This is a genomic window from Jeotgalicoccus meleagridis, assembly GCF_903994045.1.
Taxonomy (GTDB): domain Bacteria; phylum Bacillota; class Bacilli; order Staphylococcales; family Salinicoccaceae; genus Jeotgalicoccus; species Jeotgalicoccus meleagridis.
On record NZ_CAJEWD010000004.1, the window covers coordinates 57,489 to 80,084 of the forward strand.

The 22,596-nt window shown below is 36.6% G+C and carries 20 protein-coding genes; 6 read left to right on the plus strand and 14 right to left on the minus strand.

The features are described from left to right. Nucleotides 1-9: 9 nt before the first annotated feature. Nucleotides 10-1,047 (minus strand): YecA family protein, encoded by a 1,038-nt coding sequence (locus JEOSCH030_RS02755; protein WP_185125096.1) that lies wholly within the window; start codon nt 1,045-1,047, stop codon nt 10-12. Between the two features lie 109 nt (nt 1,048-1,156). Here JEOSCH030_RS02755 and JEOSCH030_RS02760 point away from each other — a divergent pair, with 109 nt between their 5' ends. Next, complete coding sequence (locus JEOSCH030_RS02760; protein WP_185125097.1) at nt 1,157-2,008, plus strand: Cof-type HAD-IIB family hydrolase; 852 nt, start codon at nt 1,157-1,159, stop codon at nt 2,006-2,008. Here the strand turns inward: JEOSCH030_RS02760 and JEOSCH030_RS02765 are convergent. Continuing rightward, on the minus strand, nt 2,003-2,641 hold the full coding sequence (locus JEOSCH030_RS02765; protein WP_185125098.1) for an alpha/beta hydrolase: 639 nt from the start codon (nt 2,639-2,641) through the stop codon (nt 2,003-2,005). The two genes, JEOSCH030_RS02760 and JEOSCH030_RS02765, sit on opposite strands and share 6 nt — an antisense overlap. A 75-nt stretch (nt 2,642-2,716) precedes the next feature. Here JEOSCH030_RS02765 and JEOSCH030_RS02770 point away from each other — a divergent pair, with 75 nt between their 5' ends. Then, nucleotides 2,717-3,643 carry a VOC family protein gene (locus JEOSCH030_RS02770; RefSeq protein WP_185125099.1) on the plus strand — a complete coding sequence of 309 codons (927 nt, stop codon included), beginning with the start codon at nt 2,717-2,719 and terminating at the stop codon, nt 3,641-3,643. A 67-nt stretch (nt 3,644-3,710) separates the two neighbouring features. Here JEOSCH030_RS02770 and JEOSCH030_RS02775 read toward each other — a convergent pair whose 3' ends face one another. The 3 genes from JEOSCH030_RS02775 to JEOSCH030_RS02785 form a co-directional block, all read right to left on the minus strand. Then, nucleotides 3,711-4,511: a hypothetical protein gene (locus JEOSCH030_RS02775; RefSeq protein ID WP_185125100.1), complete on the minus strand. Its 801-nt coding sequence runs from the start codon at nt 4,509-4,511 to the stop codon at nt 3,711-3,713. Nucleotides 4,512-4,580: 69 nt separating this feature from the next. Next, on the minus strand, nt 4,581-5,504 hold the full coding sequence (gene rarD / locus JEOSCH030_RS02780; RefSeq protein ID WP_185125101.1) for an EamA family transporter RarD: 924 nt from the start codon (nt 5,502-5,504) through the stop codon (nt 4,581-4,583). 123 nt (nt 5,505-5,627) lie between these two features. Continuing rightward, a complete protein-coding gene (locus JEOSCH030_RS02785; RefSeq protein ID WP_185125102.1) occupies nt 5,628-6,623 on the minus strand; it encodes a hypothetical protein in 996 nt (331 codons plus the stop codon). A 150-nt stretch (nt 6,624-6,773) separates the two neighbouring features. On the opposite strand from JEOSCH030_RS02785, the gene JEOSCH030_RS02790 reads away from it, so the two are divergent. The 3 genes from JEOSCH030_RS02790 (at nt 6,774) to JEOSCH030_RS02800 (ending at nt 10,820) form a co-directional block, all read left to right on the plus strand. Continuing rightward, a complete protein-coding gene (locus JEOSCH030_RS02790) occupies nt 6,774-7,244 on the plus strand; it encodes a winged helix DNA-binding protein (protein ID WP_185125103.1) in 471 nt (156 codons plus the stop codon). Next, nucleotides 7,228-9,867 (plus strand): MMPL family transporter, encoded by a 2,640-nt coding sequence (locus JEOSCH030_RS02795; protein ID WP_185125104.1) that lies wholly within the window; start codon nt 7,228-7,230, stop codon nt 9,865-9,867. Before JEOSCH030_RS02790 ends, JEOSCH030_RS02795 begins: the two co-directional genes overlap by 17 nt. Before the next feature lie 344 nt (nt 9,868-10,211). Then, on the plus strand, nt 10,212-10,820 hold the full coding sequence (locus tag JEOSCH030_RS02800; protein ID WP_185125105.1) for a hypothetical protein: 609 nt from the start codon (nt 10,212-10,214) through the stop codon (nt 10,818-10,820). Nucleotides 10,821-10,857: 37 nt separating this feature from the next. Here JEOSCH030_RS02800 and JEOSCH030_RS02805 read toward each other — a convergent pair whose 3' ends face one another. Next, nucleotides 10,858-11,970, minus strand: coding sequence for an amidohydrolase (locus JEOSCH030_RS02805; RefSeq protein WP_185125106.1), 1,113 nt, complete (start codon nt 11,968-11,970; stop codon nt 10,858-10,860). Nucleotides 11,971-12,116: 146 nt separating this feature from the next. On the opposite strand from JEOSCH030_RS02805, the gene menC reads away from it, so the two are divergent. Then, on the plus strand, nt 12,117-13,256 hold the full coding sequence (gene menC / locus JEOSCH030_RS02810; RefSeq protein WP_185125107.1) for an o-succinylbenzoate synthase: 1,140 nt from the start codon (nt 12,117-12,119) through the stop codon (nt 13,254-13,256). Nucleotides 13,257-13,274: 18 nt separating this feature from the next. Here the strand turns inward: menC and JEOSCH030_RS02815 are convergent, their stop codons facing one another. The 8 genes from JEOSCH030_RS02815 to JEOSCH030_RS02850 all read right to left on the minus strand — a co-directional run bounded on the left by JEOSCH030_RS02815 (nt 13,275) and on the right by JEOSCH030_RS02850 (nt 22,585). Next, nucleotides 13,275-14,141 (minus strand): metallophosphoesterase, encoded by an 867-nt coding sequence (locus tag JEOSCH030_RS02815; RefSeq protein WP_235962204.1) that lies wholly within the window; start codon nt 14,139-14,141, stop codon nt 13,275-13,277. Next, nucleotides 14,138-15,388 carry a hemolysin family protein gene (locus JEOSCH030_RS02820; RefSeq protein ID WP_328794782.1) on the minus strand — a complete coding sequence of 417 codons (1,251 nt, stop codon included), beginning with the start codon at nt 15,386-15,388 and terminating at the stop codon, nt 14,138-14,140. The genes JEOSCH030_RS02815 and JEOSCH030_RS02820 overlap by 4 nt, the downstream gene beginning before the upstream one ends. A 130-nt stretch (nt 15,389-15,518) precedes the next feature. Further along, nucleotides 15,519-15,725, minus strand: a complete 207-nt coding sequence (gene copZ / locus JEOSCH030_RS02825; RefSeq protein WP_185125109.1) for a copper chaperone CopZ — start codon at nt 15,723-15,725, stop codon at nt 15,519-15,521. Nucleotides 15,726-15,763: 38 nt separating this feature from the next. Beyond that, nucleotides 15,764-18,148 carry a heavy metal translocating P-type ATPase gene (locus tag JEOSCH030_RS02830; RefSeq protein WP_185125110.1) on the minus strand — a complete coding sequence of 795 codons (2,385 nt, stop codon included), beginning with the start codon at nt 18,146-18,148 and terminating at the stop codon, nt 15,764-15,766. 15 nt (nt 18,149-18,163) lie between these two features. Then, nucleotides 18,164-18,466 (minus strand): metal-sensing transcriptional repressor, encoded by a 303-nt coding sequence (locus JEOSCH030_RS02835; RefSeq protein ID WP_185125111.1) that lies wholly within the window; start codon nt 18,464-18,466, stop codon nt 18,164-18,166. Nucleotides 18,467-18,575: 109 nt separating this feature from the next. After that, nucleotides 18,576-19,751, minus strand: a complete 1,176-nt coding sequence (locus JEOSCH030_RS02840) for a M20 metallopeptidase family protein (RefSeq protein WP_185125112.1) — start codon at nt 19,749-19,751, stop codon at nt 18,576-18,578. 57 nt (nt 19,752-19,808) lie between these two features. Beyond that, nucleotides 19,809-21,335, minus strand: a complete 1,527-nt coding sequence (locus JEOSCH030_RS02845) for an AbgT family transporter (protein WP_185125113.1) — start codon at nt 21,333-21,335, stop codon at nt 19,809-19,811. Nucleotides 21,336-21,481: 146 nt separating this feature from the next. Further along, entirely contained in the window at nt 21,482-22,585 is a 1,104-nt protein-coding gene (locus tag JEOSCH030_RS02850) for an NADH-dependent flavin oxidoreductase (RefSeq protein WP_185125114.1), read from the minus strand. Nucleotides 22,586-22,596 lie beyond the last annotated feature (11 nt).

Here is a 22,596-nt window from a genome sequence, read left to right on the forward strand (position 1 = left end):
TGGCGCTTTTTAGACTGCTTTACCGCAGCATTTCTTATATTTCTTTCCGCTGCCACAAGGACACGGATCATTTCGACCAACTTTAAATTCTTTAACAACAGTCTTTTGACCTAGCTCACTTTGAGATTTACCACGGTACTGAAAGTATCTTGTGTGTTTAATAATTTCACTAACGAGAGTAAAAAAGTCATTTTCTTCTTCAGCTGAAAATTCATAACCCAGCCTGTTGATTTCATCAACTATATCCTGTCGTTTTTGTCCGCTGATCATCATACGCAGTAGTTGAATATATAAACTATCTGAAGAGACAACACTCTTATTTAAATGCTCACTTACCCAATTTTTTAATTCTTTATGATAGCTTGATTCATCAATGTAATTTGGATCTGAGAATTTGATGAATTTAGCAAACTCAGGTTCATAATAATTATACTTTTGTTGATGTTGACGAATAATTTGGTATTGCTCTTCTGTCATGTCATCGATAATTAATTCTTTATTTTTTTCATTTATAGTGATGACATAAGGTGATTCATTTATTAAATCAACAATACTCTCAATACTTACTTCCATGCCATAATATTTCTTAAATAGTTTAGTAAGTTGTTTGAATTCTACGACCCCGTAAAGATGTAAAGCTGCTCTTATTAAGTTTAGTTGTCTTTGTATGGTCAATCTTTTTTCTCGATTTTTCTCAGTATCAACCTTTTTAAAAAGTGGTAAGACTTCTTCTATAATAAAGAAATTATCCGCTTCAGTTAACTCTTCATAAGCAAGTCCCATTATATATAGGCCGTAAATATCATTGAGATTAAGGTTTTTAGACTTTTCTTTATCCTTAGACGCTTGACTCCAAGTCTCAAGAGCATTGTCATCACTGTATAAATAGGTATATTCCAAAACATAGTCAGAGTCTAGCCGACTAGAAATACCTTCGATTAGTTGTTCTTTGTCTAATGCAGTTGGATTTTCTACACCCGTATTAACAGCCAGTTGATGTAGATCTTCTAAATCATATTTTTCTAAATAGACGTTAGTATTTGTCATCTTATACGTCTCCTTTATATTCCCTTAAGATAATGGTATTTTATCACACAAGTGAAAATATGATAAAATTAAAAAGATTATATTACTTAGAATAGGGGTTTGACAAACGATGAAAGCACTTGCTCTCGATCTAGATGGCACAGTTCTCAACCATGCTGGTGAGTTTCCACCTCAATTAGTCACAACTTTACAACAGCTCCACGACACAGGGATAAAAATCATAATCGCAACCGGTCGTTCCAAACAAATGATTCATCAAAAAGTACCTGCGGAAGTTCCTATAGACGGTTATGTTGCTGCAAGTGGTATGACAGTATATTCAAAAGATGCTCTTTTATCTAGCACAGCTTTTTCTAAAGAACAAATTCATTTTGTACTCGATCAAGTTCGTCAGCATAAAATTTATTACGAAATCACTACGGCGAATCAAGGTGGTCCTTATACTTATAAAAAAGACATGGAATATTCCATGGAGGATTTGACCGCTACAGCAGATCCAACTGTCCTAGATTATGAACAAATAGGAACAGAACGCACTTTGAAAAGCGATTTTCAATGGATTGATGAAGATGATATTAGCCTTGATGATATTATCAAGTTTTACTTTTTCTCAAACAATAAAGAAAAGATGGATAATTGGCATCAATATTTAATCAAACACTTTACAACATCAAAAGGCTTTCAAGTCTATCAAACTTCTAATCACAATTCAGAAATTATGGTGTACGGTACAAATAAAGCGACGGGTTTAGAAATACTCACTAAAGAGATGAATATTTCTCTAGAAGATATTCATGCTTTTGGCGATTCTATGAATGATATTTCTATGTTTGAAGTCGCCGGAAAATCCACTGCTCTAAAAAATGGACACGACAGCATAAAAGCATTAGCTGATGATATCACAGAATTCACATGTGACGAGAATGGTCTACATCACTACTTACAAAAACATTATCTATAAGAGTTTGCCCTCATCTCTGAGGGCTTTTTTAATTGGCATAAACCAAACATGCCCTTCCATGAGTTCCATTGCCTCTATGTTATGTCCTCCATCAGTGAGTTTAACAGTCACCTTAGCACCTTTATTTTCTAATTTTTGCTTTAAGCTATATGACTCCCCTGCTGTAGCCACTACGTCCTGGGCACCAGCGGTTAAAAGGATATCAGTGTCAAAAATCATATCAGTATTAACAGTCTCACTTCTATAGGCGCTGTGCATCAACATTGCACCTCTCACCCCTATAGGATAATTCAGTAAGAGATAGGCTGCCATATTCGCACCATTTGAATAACCAATTAAGACGGAGTTCTTTAGCTCAAAGTCATATTCTTTCTCTAAGTTTTGTAAGGTCTCAAAGATTTTATCGCCTTCTTCTTTCAAACTTTCTTCATCAAACTCTTTTTCGGACAGCCTTTTGAAAAATCTACTTTGTCCATGTTCATCTATTTCACCGCGCAAGCTAAGTATGTTTGCTTCACTATCTACCATTGCTGCAACTTCTAAAAGATCTGTCTCTCTACCACCTGTCCCATGTAACAAGATGAGTGTTTCTGTTGCCTCTTCTTGCCTACTTTTAATAAATAAATGTTTCATTACAAAGCCCTCCTAATAGAGATACGTATACTGATATTATATAATAAACTTAATGAGATTAAAGGAGGATGCATTATGACTACATACGGCATTCATCACGTATCAGCTATTACTAAAGACATCATTGAAAACCACGACTTTTTCACAAAAATATTAGGGCATAGATTGGTTAAAAAAACTGTCAATCAAGACGATCCTTCTATGTATCATCTGTTTTATAGTGACTATAAAGGAAGTCCAGGCACAGATGTTACCTTTTTTGAAATTGGATTAGCACCAAAATACACAGCAGGTACAAATTCGATATCAAGAACGATTTTAAGAGTCCCTTCTACTGAAGCAATCTCCTTCTTCCGTGAGCGTTTTAAAGAATACGGTGTTTATCATGAAGGTGTGATTGAATACTTTGGTCACACATGTATGAAGTTCTCCGATAGTGAAGATCAAAGATTTGCACTCCTTGTCGATCCTGATTATCAAGATTCAGAACCTAACAAGCATGAAGGTATTCCCGAAGAATTTGCCATTACCGGTATTTACGGTGTTGAATTGACTGTCCAATATCTCAAACCGATGGTCTTATTCCTACAAATGTTAGGTGGTACTTTTGACGGTGACATCGATACTGACACAGAAGCTAAAGTATTATTTGGAGACGATGTTGTATTTGTTGTTGAATCAAGGACAACAAATATTGAAAAACAAGGTTATGGTAGCGTTCATCACTTTTCATTAAGAGTAAAAGATGAAACAGCTTTAAAAAATATACTAGATAAAGTGAATGAAGAAAAATACCGTTCATCTGGTATCGTCGACAGACATTATTTTAAAGCTCTATATATCACTGCTCCAGGTAACATTACAGTTGAAGTGTCAACAGATGGTCCAGGTTTTACAGTGGATGAACCACTTGAAACCTTAGGAGAATCATTATCCCTACCTCCAAAACTTCAAGAAGAGAGAGACTTTATTGAAATGCGCTTGCACCCTCTAAGTGACTAAAAATTAAATAAAGTATTCTATGGATAAAACAACACGCTAAATTCTTAATGAATTTAGCGTGTTTTGTCTATTGTGGTAGTTCGATTTCCTCTATTTCATTAAAGTTCGAAAATCTTGTTTGTCCTTCTATAGAAAAAGTACCTTCTGAATCTGTACCATTAACATCAAAAGTGATTTCTTCGATACGTTTTTCTTTATTATCGATGATGAATTTGACATTGGTCTCAACAGATTCTAGGGCAATTTGTCCAAAGTTAACTTGAATTAAGGCTTCTAAATTTCTATAAATGTCTAAGTTATCACCCTGATATTCATAAATTAACTTGTCATCCTTTTCATGTACTTCAAGACTTTCTGACATTGCTTGTAAGGCTGACACTGCTTGGTTATAAGTCACACTGTAAAGTAAATTAGCATCAACGGATTCAGAGACATTAATCCAATCCGTCCCGTTATAAAAGTAAGTTTGCCCATCTCTTGAAACAGTCCGTTCTTCTCCTCCACTTTTCAATCTTATTTGTGGTGGATCTCCATTGACAATGTCGACTTCTGCATCAAGATTTTCTTCATTCAAATCATCTAGTGTTGCGGTTAAATTTAATTCAGCCTTGTAGCTCTTAACCTCATCTATTTTTGCTGTAATTGCTTGTAAATTCTTATCATCCGTTTTCTCAGTTGTTTCTGCTGTTTCTTCTTCATCCTTACTATCACTAGTCTCAGCCTTGTCTTCTTGTGGTTTCTCTAGAGCTGTCTCTTCAGAAGAATTTGTATCTTCTACCGCTTCTTCTGTCTTTTTTGTGTTGTTCTGACAAGCCGCTAAGACACTAAATATAAAAATCAATAAGCCAACATATTTTAAATAATTCATGACTCAGGCCCCTCGCACTAAAATCTTTCTAAATAGTAACATGTACTGTCTTTTATAGCTAAGAAAATGCTAGCTATCGGTAAGCTTAACAGTCTTCTTAGAACGTTTCGGTCGAGAGTTGTTGAAACGTAAAATAGTATAAATCACCAGTCCTAACCAAATTAAAGAATAAGAGATCTGATGGGTTGTGGTAAAGGCTTCTCCGTAGATGAATATACTAATTAAAAGCATAAGTGTTGGTCCGATATACTGTAGTAATCCAATGACAGACAGTGGAATATACACCGCTCCTATGGCAAACATTAACAGAGGAATAGCAGTGACTACACCAGTCCCTGTAGTATATAAAGTTTCCATGTTGAAGCCGAAATCTAAAGTATTCCCACCTGTGACATTAAGATAGATAATATAGATTAAAGCAAGTGGTGCTAAGACTGCAGTTTCCACAGCTAAAGCATAGGTCGCATCAATATTAATCGTCTTCTTAATCAGTCCGTAAACCCCAAAGGTAATAGCTAAGGTTAATGCTAGCCATGGAATACCACCAACCCCTAAGGACATGTATAGGACACCTAGAAAAACGATAAAAATTGCGAGCCATTCCCCTTTTGAAAACTTCTCTTTTAATACGAAAAAAGCGAGTAAAATACTGACAAAGGGGTTAATGTAGTAGCCCAAACTTGCTTCTAAAATATATCCTTGATTGACTGCAAAAATATAGGTTAACCAGTTAGTAGAAATAATGATAGAAGCAAGGATAAGACTGATTGTTTTCTTCTTATTTGAAAATATGTAGGTCAGATTCGTTTTTAAATACTGCCATCGACCAGTGACAGCTATGTATACAAGCATAAAGATAAAAGACCAAAAAATTCTGTGAGCGATGATTTCAAGAGATGATACCGATTCTATTTGTTTCCAGTATATCGGTAGTACTCCCCAAATCACATATGCACCCGCTGTAAGTAACATTCCTTTTGCAAAATTAGACATTCAGACACCTGCATTCAATTGATATAAATTAATTTTACAATTGATAATAAATTATGCAAATATTAAAACTTATTACAAAAATAAAAGACCTTGGGATGTAATAATCCCAAGGCCTTACGCCACTTATTCTAAGTCATCTGTCGGATTGTCTTTTACAAGAGTACTTTCTGCACGCTGATCTTCCATTTCATCTAATGATGCTCTACCTACAAAGTAATAAGCAACTATTGAACCAACGATGCGGTAATATATCCATACGCTTAAAGCAATTAAGATGATAAACATCAAGAACATAAGAATAAACATTATGAACGGTTGTTCTCCACCTACTGCAAATGCAGCTAATAGGCTAAAGCCAATAATGATGACAAAGATTAAAATAATCATGCCAATGTAATACAGTAAATTAGAGAAGAAGAGTTTAACCATGCTTGCTCTAGATTTAAAGGCTATATTCCAAGCGATTTTAAACTTATCCATCGTTGGTATTCTTGGCTCATCAATGTAAACCATGAAGACCAATGATAGGTAAATGAACAGAATAATATATGGAATGTAGGCAAGAATTGAAATGATAATCGCTAAGATTACTAAGAAAATCATCATGACAATAGATACACCTTGCATAGCGGAATCAGGGTTCTCGATCAACATTCCAAGCGGTGCGATAGGTAAAATAATAATGGTCACTAAAATATTTACAATAAAACCAATAACAAGCGAGATAACAAAATAGAATAAAATACTAAGCAAAGTGAGTTTTATCAATTTAGAGTAGTTACCGTTTTTAAAGACATCATAGGCCTGGCTAAAGCTAACCGTCTCACCATTGTAAGCAAAAGCAAAGTAACGTAGTATCCCTGCCATAATTGGATAGATGACAAAAATCATTAAACCAATGTAGAGTAACATTGCAACTAGGCTCCAAATTATCATCGACACTCCTACTGTTGCTTCACTCGCATCAGTAAAAGTTAGGAGCAGAGGTAGAAACATTAAAGCAAATATGACAAGTGATGGAATAATCATACATAAAATAATTTGTAAAATAGAAAAACCGATTACTCTTCCATGTTGTCCTGCTGCTCTCTCCTTATATAACCTCAAGTATTCAAACATAAATCCACTCACCTTTATATCGTTTACTCATCCATACCCGCTCACTTGCAATAACATTCATAAATCCAGTCATTTATTTTTGCAATCATATAGTTGAACATGTTAAACTACTTTTGCTTATCGACACATAAAAGAATGGAGGAAGAGTTATTGCATGATAATAGAGATACAATAAACAGTCTAATGGCAGTCTTTGGTTACGGCTATGCCCATGTGTTTTCTGATGTCACAGAGTCCGTTCGTCAGATGCACATTTCAAAAGAACAACTGTCTATTTTAGAGTATCTACATATCAATGGATCTGCGACACCTACTGAATTATCTGAGAAGCTTAAGGTTCAAAAAAGTTCAATTGCACATGCACTTAGGAAACTGACTACTAAAAAACTAGTCAAATCAAGTCAGAATGTTGAATCCAAAGATAGACGCTCCAAACTAATTAGCTTAACTGATAGTGCAAACCAAGTCATAGAAGAAATATTAATGCATCTACACACTACGATTGGTCATAAAATTGAAAATTTATCAGTTGAAGAACAAAAAAAGCTGACTGAAGCAAGTCAGATAATCATTAAAACTTTTAATATGGATGGAGGATTATTTAATGAAACAGGTGCTTAAATTCAAATGGCCAATCACAGCACTTATGCTGATTTTCGCCATAGTTTCATTTATTTTATCACCAAATTTAACTGAACTTGCTGCAGAAAAAGGTGATGTGCAACTACCTGATTCTGCTGCTAGTGAAGAGGCTAGACAATTTTTAGAAAAACATGATCAAGATGTCGAGATGATGTCTTTAGTTTTAGAATTTAAAAATTCTCCACTCGAACACCAAGAAGATGTTGAGAATTATATCACTGACTTAGAGTCCCTAGACTATACAGAAAATGTGATCAATCCTTATTCTTTTAACGAAGATATGCAAGAAAGCTTTATAAATGAAGATACTGGTGTCTTGATGATTCCAATGGAATACGTTGGAGATACGAATGATATCTTAAAAAATGCATCAGAAATCGAAAGTTTAAATGATACTGGTGCTGATTCATCAATTACTTCGAATGAAATGATTCAAAAAACACTTGAAGAAGATGCTATGAACGGTGTTCAAACTACAGAAATTTTCACCATTGCCATCATCGTCATCGTTCTGTTAGTGATGTTCCGTTCAGTCGTGACACCTTTTATCCCATTAATTTCAGTGGGTATTGCTTACTTACTTGGTCAATCTTTCGTTGGCTGGTTCGTGGAATGGTTTGGTTTCCCGGTATCACCACAAACTCAGAGCTTTCTAATCGTTATTCTTTTTGGTATCGGTACGGATTATGTCATACTACTTCTTAACCGTTTCAAAGAAGAACTTGAACACCACGATAAAGAACAAGCTGTGATTAACACTTTCAAAACAGCAGGTAAAACTGTTCTGATTTCAGGACTATCTGGAGCCATACTATTTGGTGTCCTTTACTTTGCTAACTTTGAAATATATCGTTCAGCTGTTGGTGTTGCTGTTGGTATTTTAGCTTTACTGCTTTCCTTATTTACTATCCTACCTACTCTAATGGTACTGTTTGGTAAATATATTTTCTGGCCAAGTAAACAAACTTCCGGATCAGGAGAAAGTAAGATTTGGACACCGCTTGGCATGATGTCCTTAAAATATCCAACACGTACAATTTTTGCAGTAGTAATCGTTTTAGGTGCCTTAATTTATTTCTACAACGATGAAGTTCAATATGACTCATTGTCAGAACTCGACGATTCTTACTCGGCTGTACATGCTGTTAATACAATCAGTGAAAGTTTTGATGCAGGTGCAACCTTCCCTGTTGAAGTGATCTTCAACAATGATGAAGAATTAGTAAATTCAGAAGGTCTCACACGTTTAGAATCTGTTGCAGATTCAGTTTCTAAAGTTGATGGAGTCAAAGAAGTTCAAACACTTACCCGTCCTATGGGAGATAAAATGAATGAACTCACAGTAACCTATCAATTAAATCAAGCTAATGATGGTTTATCAGAGATACAAGATGGTCTAAGTGAAATGTCGACTGGACTCGCTGACATCAACGAACAAATATCCAACACTGAAACATCAGGTGGAGATTTGAGTGAACTTGAAGCAGGAATTGATGAGCTTAACCAAGGTATTTCTGGTGTGAGCCAATACTTAAGTGCGACAGGTGACGTTCAAGGTGCTAGCGCTCAACTTCAACAGCTATCAGCTGGTGCTTCACAACTGTCAAGTGGTGTCTCACAAGCTAATCAACAAATTCAGACTCAAACTGAAGCGGCAGCAAGTCAAATGGCTGAGCTTGCAAGCGGCCTACAAACAATGTCTGAAGGTATTGATGAAATCAATGAAGGCTTGAATGGTATTGGTGACTTAATGACTGCAGTCGATGAGAATGACGCAAGTGCTATGACTGGACTAAACGTTCCAAACGAAATGTTAGAAGAAGAAGAATTCCAAACTGTTGTCGATCAATATTCATTTGCAGATGGGCAAGCTGTTAAGATGAATGTTGTTTTAGATGTCGATCCTTACAGCAATGAAGCTCTAACAGTTTTAGACGACATAGAAGCTGCTGTCGATAATGAACTCACACGTTTAGATCGTCCTGATACTGACGCCTATTATTCCGGCGTAACGAGTATGAACCGAGATCTTGATACCGTAACGAGTGAAGATTATACAAACGTAGTCATTCTCTTCATTGTTACTTTATTCATTATTCTAGCTGTGCTCTTTAGATCTCTTATCTTACCAATTGTAATGATTAGTTCTATCTTCATTACTTACTTTGCATCAATGACCATATCACAATGGATTCTATCACTGTTTGGTATCGATCAACTAAACTGGGCAGTACCATTCTTTAGCTTGATTATCTTTGTTGCTCTAGGAATCGATTACTCTATTTTCATTATCGACCGTTTCAAAGAAGAGGTACGATATACTACAATTAGAGATGCGATAGAAATTTCAATTAAGCGCATGGGAACAGTTGTTATTACAGCTGTAATCATATTGACAGGTACTTTTGCAGCACTCTATCCGTCTGGTATTGCCATACTTGTTCAAGTGACCAGTCTGATTATATTCGCACTATTTTTCTACGCCTTTATCGTTTTACCACTCCTTGTGCCAGCTTTAATTGTCACTTTAAAACGTGGTGCTTTCTGGCCATTTAGAATGCCAGGTGGAAAAGGTCGAGAAGATAGTTTTGACGACCGTTAAGAAGGGTAAATATTAATAGAATAATAGAAAGTGGGGACAGATAAATGCCAGGCGAAAAAAATGCTGGAATAGCCGCCGTGCTAAGCTTTTTTGTTACCGGACTCGGACAAATATATAATGGGCAGATTTTTAAAGGGATCTTGCTCATCCTTATACAAATAGTTAATGGGCTACTCTTATATATACTAATTGGATTTATTACAATGCCAATTGTTTGGTTGTATGGTGTGATTAATGCATATCGACACGCAGAAAGAATTAATCGTCGTTTGTACAATAGACACTAGCCAATGACAAAATAAAACAGCTTGGTTTTCTAAAATAGAAAACCAAGCTGTTTTGTTATGCCAAAAAATAATGTTACAATTATCTTAACTTTTAAGGGATGTGAACATATGGGCTGGGAATTTATTGCATTTTTCTTTGGTGCAGCTGCCATCGGTATTTTCTTTTTATTTATCGTGTTAATCATCGCACTATTAAAATGGCTTCTACAAGGATATTTTTTATTTAGAGTTGCAGAAATTAAAGGCTATCACTTACCATTTTTAGCTTTTCTACCATTTGGAACTTTTTATATAGGTGGCCAAGCCTATGATGGTAATATTATGAAAAAAGGATCATTTGAACCTAAGCAACTAGGTCTTGCTTTTGTTATCGGTGGTCTCGTCTTATACATCATGGGTCTCAGTATTGGTGATATTGCAATTACTTATGTCTTGATGGAATCCATCGCTTTCGTCGGAATTTTTACCGCCTATGTTAAACAGCCTGTCCTCGGTGTACTACTCGCACTATTAAATGCTGTCACAGGTGGAATTGCAGCAATTATCATTCTTTTCTTATACTCTAGAAAATTAAGAGAAGAGCATGACGGTAGTCAATTATTTAAAGAAAATAACGACAGTGATAAAAGTCATCCAAACGATCCTAATTTGAATAGAGATATATAAAAAAATTCAGCCGATTCTTTTGAATCGGCTGATTTTTTTATTTTGCTGGGACATTTAAAATTGTTTGGTATAAAACATCCGCACCTGTTTGCATTCTTTCATGATTAAAAGTCATATCAGGATGATGAAGACCTGGTGTTAAATCACAACCTAAACCTAGCATTGCACCTTTTAAGTTAGGATATTGCACGGTGTAGTTATGGAAATCGTCTCCCCCACTTGTCACGATCGGTTCTAACAAGTGCTCTTCTCCAACTGTGTCAATGATTGCTGAACGAAAGACCGCAATTGCATCTTCATTGCTCTCACTTGCAACGATGCTTGATTCCTCAAGGTTTTCAATTTTTACATCATATAATTCTTCAACCACTCTTAAAATATTATGGATATTTTCTTTCAGTTCTTTCATAGCCGAGTTTGTTTGAGCGCGCACATCGATTCCACATTCTGCAGAACCTGGAATGATATTTAAAGATTTAGAACCTGCCATAAATTTTGTCATTTTAGCACTCGTTGGAACCATAGGATTAATATGTATTTTAGATAGCATATTAACAATCGCTGAGCCTACTTCTATGGCATTTGAATTTAGGTGAGGTCTGGCACCATGTGCATCATGACCTGAAATTCTAAATTCAAAAGAACCTGCAGACCCATGCTCAATACTTGGAGAGATAAAACCATCTCTCGCTTCTTCTATCGGACGAAGGTGAATACCAAACATATAATCTAAAGGATCGATTACGCCTTCTTTCAAGACATCTAAGGCACCTGTTCCTAACTCTTCAGCAGGTTGGAAGACAAATCGTACCCCTCTAGTTTTTAAAGCTTCATGATCTTTAAGTTTTAACATGGCACCAATCACCATAGAAATATGCGAATCATGACCACAAGAATGATTCGCTTGAAGACGCCCGTTAACCTCTTGGTAAAGTGCATCAATATCTGCTCTCATGCCAATCAATGGGTAATCTCCACTCCAGTTTCCCATATCACAATATAAGCCTGTAATATTTTTAAATTTAACTGGTTCAAACCCTTCTGACTTCAAAAAGTCGTATATGTAATCTGTCGTTTTGACTTCTTCATTACTCAACTCCGCGTTTTGATGAATATGGTTAAATATCTCATTAATCTTTGTCTCTATCATAGAATCCCTCTTCTTTAATAGTTTTATGTATTATTTAATATAGCATAAAATTAATTGTAAGAAAATTTAATTAATACAGATAAAACAGAGAAATGTTCTATATATGGTGTATAATACTTGTATATCACGATAACGGAGGACAAAAAATGAAGATTAAAGAAATCAAATTATATCAACTATTAATGGATATGAGAAATCCATTTACAACGTCTTTTGGCACTCAACAGAAACGCTTTATCACTATTGTTGAGGCAATTGATGAGGACGGTACAAGTGGTTTTGGTGAATGTGTTTCCGGTGAAGATCCTCTTTATTCGGAAGAATTTATGGACTCAACTTTAATTGCACTTAAAAAATACTTTGGGCCATTAGTCATCGGTAAAGAAATTTCACATCCTGATGAAGTGTGGGAGATTTACAAACCTTTCAAACGTAATAATATGGCTAAAGCTTGTATTGAAGGTGCAGTGTGGGATTTATATGCTAAACAAAAAGGCATTACACTCGCAGAAGCTCTAGGTGGTAAAAAGACTTCTGTTGATGTTGGTGTCTCTTTAGGTATTGAAGATACTGATGAGGCATTACTCGAAAAAATAGATGAGAAAGTTAAAGAAGGCTACAAAAGAATTAAAGTTAAGATTAAACCTGGCCGTGACGTAGATATGATTAAGAATATCCGTGAAGTTTATCCAGATATTCCACTCATGGTTGATGCTAACTCTGCTTACACTTTAGATGATATTGAGACCCTAAAAGCTTTAGATGAGTTCAACCTAATGATGATTGAACAACCATTGATGGCTGGAGATTTAATCGATCACGCTAAATTACAAAAAGAAATTAAAACACCCGTTTGTCTTGATGAAAGTATAGATTCTTACGAAGCTGCCGCTGCTGCTATAGAGATGGGAAGCTGTCAGATTATCAATGTTAAAGTCGGCCGTGTAGGTGGATTAACTCAATCTATTAAAATTCATGATCTTGCTGAAAAACACAATATTCCTCTCTGGTGTGGTGGGATGTTAGAAGCAGGTGTTGGAAGACTACATAACGTAGCAATTACTTCACTTAGCAATTTCACTTTACCGGGAGACACGGCTTCTTCTTCAAGATACTGGTTTGAAGATATTATTACTCCTGAAGTTGTCGCAGAAAATGGTACAGTGACCATCAGTGACAAACCTGGAATTGGAGCAGAAGTTGATTTTGACAAGATGAAACAATACTTAGTTAAGACTGAGACTATTACTGCAGATGACCAATTAGATATGATTATGCATAACTAATAAAAAAGAGAAGATCCACTACTCGGGATCTTCTCTTTTCAATTCTACAACGACAATTTCAGGATGATTAAACACTCTAAAAGGAAAACGGCTATTACCAAGACCACGACTGACAACCATAGTCGTGCCATTTCTTTCATGCATTCCTTCTGTATATTTAGGATTTATACCTTGGTGCGGAGCGTAAAGTCCTTTGACTACTGGTAATCTTATTTGGCCACCATGTGCATGGCCACAAAAGACAAGATCTACCGGATATTTACTATACATTTTTAACAACTCTGGCCGATGTGCGAGTAAAATTGTAAAGTCATTAGGCAAATTAGTCGTGTTTTTCTTTAAAGCTTGCTCAAAATCACGATAGGTCCAAGCATTTTCCTCATCACCAAAGAACCAAACATCATCGATGCCAGCCAGATTGATATAGTCACCATTTTTTTCTAATTCAACTGGTTTTTTGGTTACAGACCTCACCTTTGAGCTTCCAATAATCTCAAATAACTTATGGAAATTTCTATAGTCTGCCTCGTGGTTTCCTGTGACATAATAAGTGTCTTTGATATCTGTGACACGCTCTATAAAAGCCTTAGAGCGCTTTAAGAAAGGTGTTCGTCTGTCTATGACATCGCCTGTAATAAAAATCACATCTGGATGACTTTTTTTAATAGCTTTTAAGAGCTGTCTCGCTCGTCTTCCAAAAAAAGCGTTATGATAATCCGATACTTGTACAATTTTATAACCATCGAAACCTACTGGTACATTTTTAGAGCGATACTGATATCTTGTTGTAATGATATGTTTGTCTTCGGTCCATAGGAAACGAGCTAGTGCAATGATAAATGCCAAAATAAGCTGGCTAGCCTTTATAATTTTAAATCGACTCATCTCGCTTCCTCATTTCCCTGGTCGAAAGAGACTTCATGCTTAATAATTTTAACAAGGCGAATCATGTGATCCTCCATTTTCAAAATCTTAAACTCCAGGTTATCAAGATAGGTTTTATCCCCCACTTCTGGAATATCTTCAAAAGCTGATAATAAATAACCTGATAAAGTATCTTCTTCTTCTGGAATATCAGTATTAAATAATTGATTAAGACGATGCAAAGTAATTTTACCATCACAGACAATCTTATCTTCACTGAAGGCACGTACTACAGAATCGTTTTTTAAATCTGTTTCATCTTCAATTTCAAAACCAAGCATGGTCTCAATGATATCTTCGTGAGTTAGAATCCCTTCTGTCCCACCATACTCATCAAGCACGATTGCTAAATGACGACGTTGTTTACTCATTCGTCTTAATACATCTTCTACATTCTGAAATTCTCTGATAGTTAATGGTTCTTGATCACAAAAATCTAAAAGTGGTCTCTCTGGTGTGAGTGACCATTTCAATAAATATTTAGAATGAAATACGCCAACTATATCATCTAAATCTTCATCATAAACTGGATATCTAGTGTGCATATTATCGACAACTCTGTCTCTAACCTCACTAATTTTTTCATCCTTATGAATTGCCATCATTTCTGTACGTGGTGTTGTCATAACGTCTTTGACGTTTAATTCTCTAAAATCTAGCACCCCTCTAAGTCTCTGAGACTCCGTGGAGGCAAGTGCACCCTCGTTGTCAGCAATCTGAACTAAATTAATAATTTCTTCCCGAGAAACTGTCCAACTCGGCTGCGAACCTTTTGATAGAAACTTTGTAATAAGATCTGTTAACTTGTTTAAGATAAAGGTTAGCGGATACAAGACAATATTCAGTAGTGAGATAATCGGACGCACCATATATGACACACGCTCTGGAAATGCAGCGGCAATCGATTTAGGTATGACTTCTGCACAAATAATTATAGTAATGGTGAGTACTGTTGAAGCAATGGTCACACTCCAGCCATACTGGATTGCCATAGATGTCACTAAAACTGGTGCAATTAAGTTAGCAATATTATTACCAATGAGTATTGTAGTAATGAATTGACTCGGTTTGTTCACCAATTCATATAGTTTTTCTGCCTTTTTACTTCCTCCCGTTGCTTGTGATTGCAATTTAATTTTATTGACAGCTGTTAAAGCTGTTTCACTTCCTGAGAAGAAAAATGATGCAAAAAGTAAAGCAATGACCACAAATATCAAGTGTGGTTCCCCCTTGTTCTAGTTATGTAATATGTTTATCTTACCATTATCTAGCAACACAGTGGAAGAATAAGACATCAAAAAAGTCGAAACCCACTATAGGATTTCGACTTCATTATTCTTATTTTACGTCGTAGCCTTGATCTTCAATCGCTTCTGTCATTTTAGCACGATCCGTAACTGTATCGTCATAGTTCACTTCAACGTTATTATCTTCAAGGCTCACAGATGCTTCTGATACACCATTTAAATTATTTAGAGCACCTTCTACTGCAGCTTTGCAGTGCCCACAAGTCATTCCTACTACATCAATTGTTGTTTTAGCCATTATTTTCATCCTCCAAAAATTGTTTGTATTTCTTATATTTACACTTTAACACGTTTTAAACGTAGAGAGTTTGTGACAACACTTACTGAACTGAATGCCATCGCTGCACCAGCCACCCAAGGTGCTAAGAAACCAAGGGCTGCGATTGGGATACCAAGCGTGTTATAGGCAAAGGCCCAGAATAAGTTCTGTTTGATATTTTTAATCGTTTCGTGACTTAAGTTTATCGCTCTTGGAATCAGTGTTAAATCATCACCTAGTATCGTTAAATCTGCCGCTTCTATAGCAACTTCTGTTCCAGTTCCCATAGCAATACCGACATCAGCCAGTGCAAGAGCTGGGGCATCATTGACACCGTCACCGACCATAGCGACAACCTTACCTGTATCTTGAATGCTTTTAATCTTATCTGCTTTTTGATCAGGTAGAACTTCAGCAATGACATCATCAATACCAACTTCACGGGCGATTGCACCTGCGGTACGTTGGTTATCTCCTGTTAGCATGATGACTTCTAATCCTTGATCATGCATTTCTTTGATTGCTTCTTTAGCTGTGTCTTTAACAGTATCTAATACTGCAATAGAGCCTTTGAATACTTGGTCTATAGCGATTAACATTGCAGTCTTACCTTCGTATTCGTATTGCTCAATCTCACTATCAACAGCACCGATATCTACTTGATGGTCCTCCATTAATTTACGATTTCCTACTAGTACTTCTTTACCTTCAATGTTAGCGGTAATACCATGACCAGTAATTGCTTCAAAATGGTCAACTTCACTCAAATCTAATCCTTTTTCGGTCGCATGAGCAACAATTGCTGTTGCTAAAGGATGTTCAGACCCTTTTTCCGCAGAAGCTAAGAGACGTAATGTTTCATCATCTCCAGTGAAATCTGTAACCTCTGGAGTACCTTTAGTGACTGTACCAGTTTTATCTAAAACTACCACATCAACTTTATGTGTTTTTTCTAGATGTTCGCCACCTTTGTATAGAATGCCGTTTTCAGCACCTTTACCTGTTCCAACCATAATCGACGTTGGTGTTGCGAGTCCTAAAGCACACGGACAAGCGATAACGAGTACGGATATAGCTGCAACAAGAGCAGATTCTAAATCGCCTGATGGTACGAAGAAATACCACACGATAAAAGTCACAAGCGCAATAGCAATTACTATTGGTACAAAGTAGCCTGAAATCACATCTGCCATTCTTTGAATAGGTGCTTTCTTACCTTGGGCCTCTTCTACCACTTTAATAATGCCTGCAAGAGCAGTATCTTTACCTACTTTTGTAACTTTAACTTGGACACTACCATTTTGGTTGATTGTCGCACCGATAACACTATCGCCTTGCTCTTTTTCAATCGGTATAGATTCACCTGTTAGCATTGACTCATCAACAGAAGTACGTCCTTTTATCAATTCTCCGTCGACAGGGAATTTTTCACCTGGTTTTACAATTAAAACATCATCCACACGAACTTCATCAACTGAAATCATCTCTTCTTGACCATGACGTAAAATTCGAGCTTCTTTGGCTTGCATATCTAATAATTTAGATATTGCTCCAGTCGTTTGTGATTTCGCTCTAGTTTCTAAATACTTACCGAAGAGAATTAGTGTAATAATGATTGCACTGGCTTCAAAGTACAAGTGAGGATGTGCGACTTCACCTGTCATCCATAAATAAGTTTGGTATAAACTAAAGCCGTAAGCGGCGGTAGTTCCCATTACGACAAGGACATCCATATTTGCTGTAAAGTTTTTTAGGTTCTTATAAGCTCCACGGTAAAACTGCCAACCCAAAATGAATTGAACCGGTGTCGCAAAAGCAAGTTGGAACCATGGATTCATAAATATATCCGGTAAGTTAACACCAAATAGATGATCTAACATGGTGACTAGTAATGGCGCTGAAAGAATTGCTGCTATAATTACTTTCCACTTCATTGTTTTTAATTCTTGGTCTTTATGGGAAATTTTTTCTTCATTAGAACGTTTCTTATTCGCACCATAACCGAGATTTCCTATCTTATCGATTAAACCTTTTTCGTCAATCATATTAGGATTATATTCAATCATCGCATTTTCAGTAGTTAGATTGACTGTGGCATGTTCAACACCTGATGTTTTATTGAGCACTTTTTCGATACGACTAGAACATGCTGCACATGTCATACCTGTAATATCTAGCTCTGTTTGTTCATAACGAACACCATATCCTAAATCGTTAATCTTTTTAGTGATATCTTCAGGATCAACCTTATCTTTATCGTACTGGATAGACGCTTTTTCAGTCGTCAAATTAACTGTCGCATCGACTTCGTCCATCTTATTAAGTACCTTTTCAATACGGTTGGAACATGCTGCACACGTCATACCTGTAATATTAAGATTTAAGTCTTCTTTTTTTGCCAAAGGTTTTCCTCCTTTCTACTTACTAAATTGTTTAAGAACTGCCATCAACTCCTCAATAGAGTCATCCCCGTCTCCAGTATTTATAGCATCTGTTACACAGTGCTTCATGTGACGTTCAGTAATTGTTAAACCTGTATTTTTAAGCGCACTTTGAATCGCTGAGATTTGTACTAAAATATCTATGCAATAACGGTCCTCTTCAACCATTGCTTGTATTCCTCTAACTTGCCCCTCAATACGCTTTAGACGATTGAGTATTTTTACTTTCTCATCTTCCGGACGTGGTCGAGACATATGCTTTACTGATTCTTTCTCCATTTGCTCACTCCTAACTTCAATTCGACTGTTATCTTATGTCTCCATTTTATACCCCTATAGGGTATTAGTCAAGGTATAAAATTAGAGACCTAAAAAGGTCTCTAAAGTATTACTTGTTTAAGCCTAAGCCAAGAGCGACATTCACATGCGCACGGACACCATCTATGAACGCATCTTCATCAATACCGAATTTAGGATGGTGGTGTGGGTAGATATAATCTTTTTCTTCATTATAAGTACCCAGTAAAATATATACCCCTGGTAGGTTAGCAGTGAAGGCACCAAAGTCCTCTCCACCCATCATTTTCTCACTTTCAATGACTCTATCTTTACCAAAAGTATCATCTAAAATTTCATGCACACGTGCAGTTTCCACTTCATCATTCATTACTGCTTGATAGCCGTAGTTAAAGCGATAATCATATTCTGCACCGTAGATGTCACAAATGTTCTTAGCAACACTTTCGATTTTTTCCTTAGCAAGTTCACGTACTTCTGCACTTGCCGAACGTACACTACCTGAAATCTCAGCAGTTTGTGGAATAACGTTTTTCGCGCCAGTTCCAGAGTGGAAATTTGTAATTGAGATGACCAAATTTTCTAAAGGTCCTGCCATACGTGAGACGATATCTTGTACTTGAGTGACAATTCTTGAGCCTATAATCAAAGGATCAATAGAGTTCTCTGGCTGTGAAGCATGACCGCCTTGTCCATTGATTGTAAGCTCAAAGGTGTCAGAGTTTGCAGTGACTGCACCAGGTTTAATATGAATTTCTCCAATAGGTTTAGTCGTCATAATGTGTTGGGCGAATACGACGTCTAAATCATCAAATAAGCCAGTTTCAACCATTTCGATTGCGCCACCTGGTGGCAATTCCTCAGCATGTTGGAAAATCAAATAGATTTCCCCACTGATCTTATCTTTATTTTTCGATAAAACTTCTGCTGCTCCAAGTAACATCGAAGCATGAGAATCATGCCCACAAGCATGCATTTTGCCATCAATCTCTGAAACGAAATCTAAATCATCTCTGTCTTCTTGGATAGGAAGTGCATCAATATCCGCACGTAAACCAACTTTACGACCAGGCTTTTCTCCTTTAATGATTCCAAGTACACTCGTTTCTGTTGGTCTTTGAATGTCAATGCCGTCCATTTCTTTAAGCACGTTCTCGATGTATTCACTTGTCCAATACTCTTCAAAGGATAGCTCTGGGTGACGGTGCATATCTCTTCTCCACTCAATAACTTTTGGAGCAACTTCTTTAATCATATCTTCTAACATATTATCTCTCCTTCATATAATGAAGAGGCTTTGTGTAAATCAAAGCCTCTAATCGTTTTATTCTGGTAAATAAATTGGTCCATTTGGTCCTACAGGAATACCTAGTAAGTACCAAATTATGATAAAGATTATCCAAACCACTAGTAGTGCAATAGAATATGGTAAGAGGTTGGCAATTACTGTACCCATCTTGATATCTTTTTGATAGCGTTGTGCATACATAATAATTAACGGTAAGAATGGCATCATCGGTGCGATTGGGTTCGTTGTTGAGTCCCCAATTCTATAGAGCATTTGTGTAAAGGCTGGATCATAGCCAAGATACATAAACATTGGCACGAATACCGGTGCCAAAATTGCCCATTTCGCACTTGCTGAACCAATTAATAAGTTAATTAAAGCTACGATAATGATAAATCCAACAAAGAGCGGTATACCTGTCATATTAATAGAAGTCAGTAAATCAGAACCGTAGATTGCGATAATCGGTCCGAGATTTGACCACTCAAAGTAAGCAAGCATCTGTGCTGCAAAGAATACTAAAACAATGTATTGACCCATGGATGACATGGAGTCACCTAACATTTTAGCGAATCCTCTAGTTCCATCTAAATTCTTCATCAGAGCACCGTACACTAAACCTGGAATAAAGAATAGGATTGTGATTAGGAACACTGCTGAATCCATTAAAGGAGACTCTTGTAAGATTGAACCCGTTTCAGCATTTCTCAATATACCGTTAGGTAAAACAGTCGCGATAATGATAATTACGATAAATGCTAAAGCTGATAAGTTAGCCCAAAGTAAAGCTCTTTTCTCTTCACTTGAAATTGGCTCTTCATCAACAGGTGGTCCATCATATTTACCTAAACGTGGTATTGAGATTTTTTTAGCTACGATGTATATAACAACTAACAAGACTATAGATGATGCTGCAATGAAGTAATAGTTCATCGCGATATTTGCTGTATATTCTGGGTCGACTAATTTCGCACCAGACTCAGTAAATCCTGCCGCTAGTGCATCAGTCATACCGAGTATGAAGTTAGCTGAGAAGGCGCCATTTGTCGAAGCATACGCCATAAATATCCCACCGATAGGATTCAAACCTAAACGGATAAAGATCATTGCGGCGATTGGTGGCAAGATAACCGGTCCAGCATCACCAGCAACGTTTGAAATAATACCGACTAAAATAACCATAGGAATGATTAAAGCATTCGGTGTAATTTCTAAGGAGCGTTTCATCAGGGCTTCAAAATAACCTGTTTTCTCTGCTAGTCCGATACCAATCATAACGACTAGTACCATAGCGAGCGGTGGGAAGGCACCAAAGTTATTAATTGCCTCTGTTATAATCATGACAATTCCGTCACCTGAAAGCAGGTTAACTGCTTCAATTGTTTCTCCATCAGTTGGATTTTTTGCAGATAAACCAAACATACCTGCTATCCAGGAAGCTAATAAAATTAAACCAGCAATAATCATAAAGAGAACTATTGGATCTGGTAATTTATTACCAAGCTTCTCTACAGCGTCTAAAAAGCGCTGTGCAAAAGACTTCTTTTCTTTACTTTCTGCCAAACGAGTTCACCCTTTCATTTTACAATCAAACAAATAAAAGCCTTTTCACCTGACTTATATTAAACGATTTTACTATAGTTTCGCACAAATAAAAACAAACCTTTGTAAATTTTCTACAAAGGTTTGCTAATATTCCCACAAATCATCTATTTACTTTTTAAAAATCCAAGTATGTTCCATAAAGGATGTGGGATAGAAAGTCTCTCATTATCCCCTTCTCTTAGAACAGTTTCTGGTAAGCGATTGTTCTTTAAGATATTCACAAAATCTGGATTGACAAGATGCGCTTTTGCAATAGATAGCAAATCATATCCTGCTGCTAAAGCAAGTCTTACATCTTCCTTAGAAAAAATGCCACCCGCACCCATAATCGGTATTTTTCTTAATTCGTCAGATGCATCTCTTAAATACTTATCAATTAATAGTTCTTCGTCTGTTGTATCGATAATCGACGTGCGGCTCCAACTATTGGTGCTAAAGTGAAAGTAATCGATCGGATATTCTGCTAACTCATTTAACAGAAACATCGTGTCATCGAAATTGATTCCAGGCTCTTCTAACTCCTCCGGAGAAAATCGGTAACCGATAATAAAGTCAGGCTTGCCAAATTCTACAGCCGCTTCTTTAACAGCTTGAATCACACTTTTAGCGAAGAGTGTACGCTTTAGGCGGTCTCCACCCCATTCATCTTCACGGCGGTTAGAGTGAGGAGAGAAAAATTGCTGCAAGAGATAGGTGTTAGCTCCGTGAAGTTCTACCCCATCAAAGCCTGCTTTCATTACTCTAATACTCGAATCTTTAAAGTCTCTTATGATATCTTCTATTTCATCTGTTTCAAGTGTCCTTGGTTCAACTGCATTATCTCTTAAAGCTTTGATATTGCTTGCTGAGACAGGTTGACGTCCCATGTTTAATTCGGGAACTCCCATTCTACCAGCATGATAGAGCTGAATTAGTGCTTTAGAGCCTTTATCTTTAATTGCTGAAGCGAGCTTAGTCAGTCCGTGAATTTTATCATCTGAGTCTGCTCCAAGTGCACCTTCAAATGCACGTCCATAGTTATCAATAAAAGTACTTTCTACAATAATCGCTGCCGGACCACCCGCACGACGGCCGTAATAATTGATCAATTCATCTGTCACTGAACCATCATGGAAGGCGCACTGAGTTGTCATCGGAGCCATCACTAAACGGTTATCCAAAGCCTGCCCGTTATTTAAGTCCACTTTTCCGAAAATATCTTTCGTCATTTAAACCATCC